Origin of the sequence: Sinomonas sp., from assembly GCF_036848755.1 — a bacterium.
Lineage (GTDB): Bacteria > Actinomycetota > Actinomycetes > Actinomycetales > Micrococcaceae > Sinomonas.
Map to the genome: position 1 here is coordinate 1 of NZ_DAIUJO010000174.1, position 5,325 is coordinate 5,325.

Sequence of the window (5,325 nt, forward strand, 5' to 3'; positions counted from 1 at the left end):
CGCCGGCTGCTCTCGTCGCGCTCCCAGCGGTGGGAGCCGCTGGTACTGGTGAAGCGTGCGGTCCGGGGCTGCTTCCGCCCGGCGAGGGCGAACGAAGCGTAGACGGCGGCGTCGAGGGCGGAGAGCGGGCCGCGCACGGAGGCCACGAGGCCCCGTAGGGTCCGCGATGGCGTACCGAGCCCTCCAGCGGAGGCAGAGGCCGGCGCCCGGTAGACCCGATGCAGGGTCGAGACGAGCGACGCAGTGGTTCGCGGCGGCCTGACAATCACGGGCTCGCCCGAGAGCAGCACCTTGTGCTCCGGCGCGAAGACGGTGTCCACGAAGAAGTCGTCCGCGGCGTCCTCGGGAAACGCCCCGAGGAGTCGATGGCCCTCCTCGGTCATCGCATAGCAGCCAGCACCCCACAGTGCCGAGCGATTGGATGGGATCCGTACCCGTGCCCGGTAGTACGCGGCAACGAGGGGGTCGCAGCCCGAGGTGTCGTAGCGGAAGCCGGGGCGTCCGGCCAGGCAAGCCCCGGCGGCAAGCTCGGCGAGGATGCCGGCGAGCGCGGCGGGCGGCATCTCGATGTCCGCATCGAGGTACACCCTCGGCCAGCGGCTGGCGACCGCGTCGGCGGCGTTGAGAGCGCGCGCCTTGCCGGGCTCGGGAAGATCAAGCACCCGAACGCCCGCGTAGCCCGCCGCGATCTCCGCGGTCCGGTCGGTGCAGGCGTTGCAGGCGACGATCACTTCGACGCGCCCGCTCTCGAGCGCCGGAAGGAGCCCGTCGAGGGTCCGCGCGATGACGGATTCCTCGTTGTGGGCCGGGATCACAACGCTCCCTGCGGGGTGCCCGCTGACCTGGGCGTGCCGTGTCGCGTGGGGGAGCGCGTCCCACCGCCGCGGCCTGAGGAGGGTCGTGAGGGTGCGCCGGTGCCCGGCTTCCGCGGCGCGGAGGGCTTCTCGGACGACGACGGCGGCCGCGGCGAGCGCTGCGGGCCCGCCGGGGTGATGCTTGCGCATGTAGCGGATGCGGTTGACGGCCATGAGGGCGGCGAGTCCGTTCGAGGTCCCGGAGCCGGCACCCGAGTGCGTGATGCGTGCCGCGGGCTCGAACCAGACGTCGAATCCGAGTTCCCGCAGGGTGTGGCAGTAGTCGGTCTCCTCGGAGTACAGGAAGTACCGCTCATCCCAGGGCCCCGCGGCGGCTGCGGCCTCGGCGGAGATCAGTACCGCCGCGCCCGTCGCCCAGTCCACGGTGTGGGCGTGCGCATAGCTCTCGCCTTCGTAGTCGGTCTCGGCGATCCAGTGCGGCCGGCGCGCGAACCGTGCACCGAAGAGCGCGTCGCCCCACGTCCGCAGAGCGCTCGGTTCGCGCCGCAGCGAGGGGTAGCGTGCGCCGTCGTCCGTGAGCATGAGCGGCACCACCGCGCCTGCATCGCTGCGCCGCAGCCGCGCGAGCATCATGGCGATGGCCGCAGGCTGAACCACGGTGTCCGGGTTCAGCACGAGAAACGCCTCCGCGGGCGCAGCAACCGCCATGGCCGCGTTGATCGCCCCCGCGTACCCGAGATTCCCGCCGGTCGCGAACGCGACGACGTCCGGGTGCCCAGCCGCAGCATCGAGGGTCTCCGAATCCGGTGAATTGTCGGCTATGACGACGCGCAATCGCAGAGTCTCGGCCTCCGCCCGCAGGGATTCGAGCAGCGGCCCGATGAGCGCGGCGCTCCCATAGGTGGGGACGAGCACGGCGACGTCTGCCGGTTCGCCGGCTGGGACGAAGAGGCCGGGCTGGGGCAACGGCTTGAAGCGTCCTTCGGCCGTGAGCGACCGCCCCGCGGGATGCGCAGCGCGGGCGGACGCCCTGGCCGCCGCCGTCCGTGCCGCGGCTGAAAGGGCCACTCTGCGCGTAGGCCCAGCATGGCCGCTGTGCCGTCTGAGCCGAACATACGCCTCCGGCCCCTGGACCAGGTACCGTTCCGAGAGCCGCGCGGGTTCGAGGGCGAGCCGCCACGCCCATTCGAAGCCGTGCTCGGCGATCCACACGGGGGCGCGCTGCACGCGCTCGGCGAGGAAGTCGACGACGGCGCCGAAGGCGAGCAGGACGCGGGCCCCGGTCTCGGCGCCATGCTCGGCAATCCACAGCTCCTGGCGAGGCTTGCCGAGGCCGACGACGAGAACGTCTGCGGCCGTGGCCGCGATCGAGCGGGCCACGACGCCGGACATGGACGGGTCCTCGAGCTCCCCTCGGCTCGGGGCCCAGAATCCGGCGACTCTGAGCCCCGGCCGTTGTTCGGCGAGGCGGCCCCGGAGTAGGAGCTGGCCCTCGGGGCTCCCGCCCAGGAAGCCGACCCTCAGCCGGTCCGCCTCGCAGCGGTCCAGGAGCGGTGCGATGAGGTCGCTGCCGGCGAGCCGCGGCCACGGCCGGCCCGTGAGGCGTTCGGCGTGCGCCGCAAGGGGGGCGCCGTCGAGGAGCGTGAGCCAGTCGACGCCCTCAGCCGCTTCGAGTACTCCGTGCCACCGGCCGCCCCGGCCGAAGTGGTACACGTGGTCGAGGTTCGCAGAGACCACCCCCAGAGGGCGGGCGCGCTTGCGGCAGTCGCCGAGGAGGGACTCGACCGCCTCCTCGCCGTCAAGGAGCGTGACGGGCGTGCCGCCGAGCAGGACGTGTTTGCCCATCCGGGGGAGAGCCTGCATGCTCACGCGTCCGCCCTCCGCAGGCGTCCTTGCCGCTCGATGTAGCGCAGGCCGGTCGCGGGGCACAGCCAGACGCTCTCGCCCCCGCTCTCGGCGCCGTCGGGCTTGAGCCGGTATCCGGCCTCGCCGACCCAGCCGAGCTGCCGGGCGGGCACGCCTGCGACGAGGGCGTAGTCCGGAACATCCTTGACGACGACGGCGCCCGCAGCCACGGTGGACCAGGCGCCGATTCGGGTGGGAGCCACGCACACGGCCCGGGCGCCGATGGAGGCCCCCCGGCCCACGCTCACGCCGACGGCGTCCCAGTCGTCGGCGGTCTTGAGTTCCCCCGCAGGGGTAACCGCCCGCGGGTTGAGGTCGTTGGTGAACACGACGCTCGGCCCGACGAAGGCGCCTTCCTCGATGACTGTCGGCTCGTACACGAGCGCGTAGTTCTGGATCTTGCAGCGATCCCCGATCCGTGCCCCCGGACCCACGTAGGCGCCCCGGCCTACGACGCACTCCCGGCCAACGACCGCACCTGCACGCACATGGGCGTACTGCCACACGACGGAGCCTTCCCCTACCTCTGCTCCGTCCTCGACCTCAGCGGTCGGGTGAATCCGGACCATGCACTCCTCCATCCCGGTATTCCGCGACTGCGGTCAGGGCCTCAGCCGCATTCCCTCGGACTGCTCGCGGCGGTGCCTGCCCCAACCGTCGTGACAGGGCTGGAGGGCGACAAGGCGGTTGGACGGAAACGGGTCCTTGCGGCGTCGGATTCGGGTGATGCGGCGCTCGCCGGCGGTTCGCCCCCGAGTAGGGGCTTCCAGTGGGGCCAAGTAGTCCCGCTCCGGCCGTCGTTCCACCTGCGTACCCACTACTGGCACCTCGCCCCGGCACGCGTCGGCTGCCTCTCCTGCAGCCGCCCGGACGTCCGACCCACGGTGAGCAGCGGCCTCGCCGCATAGCATCGGGAGGGCATTTCCGCGCCGGGCTCCGTGCACGGGTCGCGCTCCGTGCACGGGTCGCGACCAGGCGTGCACGCGTCGCGACCAGGCAGAGTGCAAGTGGTCCGGCGGCCGGTTCTTGCGTACCGGGCAAGGGTTCGCCCTCAAAGCCGGGGGGCAAGCTCGGGTACCGACTACTGGTGACCTCCTCGGCCTGCGGGACTGTACTGGTTGATGTGAGGGGCCGGCAAGCATCGCCGGACCCTTCGGGGAAGCCAGGAGCAGGTCATGTCCTCAGGTGGAGAGCAGAACATTCCACGCTCCACTCCGTCGTGGCGGGGCTTGAGACTCCTGGCGGCGCTCGGCGTCGGGTCGTCCGCGCAGATCGCTCGCTCCGCGCGCGCGCAGGCGTGGCCCAGGCGGTACGCGCTGTATCTGCGCGTCGCGGACACCGCGATCGTCTTCGCATCCGTCGCCGCCGGGCTGCTCTTCGGTGCCGCCGGCCCGCGGACTTCCCTCGCCCTCGTCCTGATCGCTGGCGTGTGGCCGGTCGCGCTCGGCCTCTACGGAAGCCGCGAGGCATCGGTGTTCGGGATCGGTGCGGAGGAGTATCGGAGGGTGGTCGCGGCGTCCGTCCAGCTGTTCGCCCTCGTCGCGATCGCGGCCCTCATCCTTTCGGACTGGCTTCCAGCCCGCGTCTTGGCTCTGGTCTTCGGCACGGGCGTCCTGGGCCTGCTCGTCGCCCGCTGGTCGATCCGGCGGTGGCTCAACGCCCAGCGGCGGAGTGGACTCTGCCTCACGCCCGCCCTAGTGGTAGGCGAGCCGGAGGACGTGCGCCACGTGATCCGCGAGATCGCCGCGAGCAGGGGCGCGGCCTACAACGTGCTCGGCGCCGTCCTTCCGGGCGGCCGTCGCGGGCAGTCCCTCGCCGTCGACGGGAACCGCTTGCCGGTGCTGAGCTCAACCGACGACATCGTGCGGACGGTCGCGCTCAAGAAGGCCGCCGCCGTCATCATCGCCGGTCCGTTGCGTGGCGGGAACCAGTACGTCCGGGAGCTCGGCTGGAGCCTCGAGCGGTACGACGCGGAGCTCGTCCTCGCCTCCACCCTGACCAATGTGGCGGGTCCGAGGATCCACTGGCGGCCGGTCCAGGGTCTCCCGCTCCTCGAGGTCGACCTCCCGCAGTACTCGGGGGCAAAGCAGATCGTGAAGCGGGGGATGGACGTGCTCCTCGCTGGCCTCGCGCTCGCGGTGCTCTCGCCGGTTCTCGCATTGCTCGCGGTGATCGTTCACTTCGACTCGTCAGGACCCGTCCTGTTCCTGCAGGAGAGGATCGGCAAGGACGGCAGGTCGTTCAATCTGCTCAAGTTCCGCTCCATGGCAGAGGATGACGACGGCGGAACCCACCGGGAGCACGGGGGCGAGGCCCCTGAAGCGGAGGGCATGACGTCCGGCGCGCAGGAGCCCTCCAAACCCGCGGATGATCCGCGCATCACACGCTGCGGACGGTGGATGAGGCGCTACTCCCTCGACGAGCTCCCGCAGTTCATCAACGTCGTCAAGGGGGAGATGAGCCTCGTCGGCCCGCGGCCACCCCTCGCGGGCGGGTCTGAACACCACGAGGACGCCGTGCCCTCTCGCATGCTTGTCAAGCCCGGAATCACCGGACTCTGTCACATGACCGGACGCAGGGACCTTGGCTGGGACGACATCGTCCG

3 protein-coding genes are annotated in these 5,325 nt (G+C 71.5%); 1 reads left to right on the plus strand and 2 read right to left on the minus strand.

What is annotated here, in order from left to right; all coding sequences use genetic code 11:
• Together V7053_RS17755 and V7053_RS17760 are read right to left on the minus strand one after the other, a co-directional pair.
• Window positions 1–2,678: WecB/TagA/CpsF family glycosyltransferase (locus tag V7053_RS17755; protein ID WP_334173591.1), on the minus strand; the 2,678-nt coding region annotated here is incomplete at its 3' end.
• A gap of 2 nt (window positions 2,679–2,680) precedes the next feature.
• The gene (locus V7053_RS17760; protein WP_334173589.1) at window positions 2,681–3,289 is read right to left on the minus strand and encodes an acyltransferase; all 609 of its coding nucleotides are present in this window, start codon (window positions 3,287–3,289) and stop codon (window positions 2,681–2,683) included.
• Window positions 3,290–3,895: 606 nt separating this feature from the next.
• Between V7053_RS17760 and V7053_RS17765 the strand changes: the two genes are divergently transcribed.
• Window positions 3,896–5,325 (plus strand): sugar transferase (locus V7053_RS17765; protein ID WP_334173590.1); only part of this gene is annotated, 1,430 nt, incomplete at its 3' end.

Coding starts and splice junctions, on each gene's coding strand:
- V7053_RS17760 (WP_334173589.1), bottom strand. CDS start 3,289: ATGGTCCGGATTCACCCGACCGCTGAGGTCGAGGACGGAGCAGAGGTA.